The sequence below is a fragment of the Priestia sp. P5_B4 genome (assembly GCF_056400385.1).
In genome coordinates, this window is the sequence record NZ_JBFULJ010001506.1 from 1 (window position 1) to 545 (window position 545).

Annotated in this window: 1 protein-coding gene; it reads right to left on the reverse strand. The window is 46.7% G+C overall.

What is annotated here, in order from left to right; genetic code table 11:
* On the reverse strand, nucleotides 1-545 hold a 545-nt coding region (locus AC1DRF_RS31875), incomplete at both ends, for an SH3 domain-containing protein (protein WP_477742810.1).

The following is a 545-nucleotide window of genomic DNA, read 5'->3' on the forward strand; positions in this document are numbered from 1 at the left end:
GTTGTAGAATCAGCCGCAGCTGTTAACCCTTTTGATACCCATGCTGTTTGACTGGCAGAGTACTGAATTTGCACCCAGTCATTCGTTTCGTTTACTTTTTTGAATCTTTCACCTGCTTTTGCTACACGGATAATTCCAGCACTTAAACTCGGCTGAGTGCGTAAATTTGAAGCTTTTGTAATTTGAATCGACTGGGCTGTTTGTGAAGACTGTCCAGAACCTGTTTGTAAGTAYTGACTTGCCACCCAGCCTGTTTTGCCGCTTGCTGTTTTAATCTGGGACCAGGATCCGCTTTCTTTTAACACGGTTACTTTTGCATTTCGCGGTAAGTTCGTCACGATGGACGCGCTTGTGCTCGCAGAAGAACGAACGTTTAATGAACTGGCGTTAACGACCGCTGGCTTGGTTGCCGTAGAACCAGAGTCATTAGTCGGCGTAGAAGAACCGGAGCTTGCTTGTAGGTACTGACTTGCTACCCAGCCCGTTTGACCGCTTGCCGTTTTAACCTGTGACCAAGACCCGCTTTCTTTTACCACCGTTACTTT